A 358-nucleotide genomic window follows, 5' to 3' on the forward strand; every position below is an offset into this window, starting at 1 on the left:
GGTCACGACCGAAGAAGATGGTCTGCTCGCATCCCAAATCGAGGCAACGCGCTACATCGGACGCTACAACCCAGAAGCAGAAGACAAGAAAAAGCGCAATCTTGCGGCTTACGACATGCGCACTCTTCTCGCGATTCAGGCACGGCTCGCTGCCGTCACATTCAAACCCACGAACGACAAGAAGTTCCCGGCAAAGGCCGCTGATCGCGCAGAAGGCGTAAAGGGTAGCATGCGTCTCCCGGCCAACAAAACCTTCAAGCTGGTGCTTCGCGCCAACAAGAAGAAAGACACTGGCGCACTTGCGGTGCGCGTCGTGTCCGTTTCGCAAGATGTGAAGCTGAAGTCCGGTGTGGTAAAG

General features: G+C 56.1%; 1 protein-coding gene. It reads left to right on the top strand.

What is annotated here, in order from left to right; genetic code table 11:
- On the top strand, positions 1 to 358 hold a 358-nt coding region (locus AC1RPR_RS08520; RefSeq protein ID WP_481763518.1), incomplete at both ends, for a hypothetical protein.

Source organism: Dellaglioa sp. CoH-57-MRSF-22 (genome assembly GCF_056781895.1).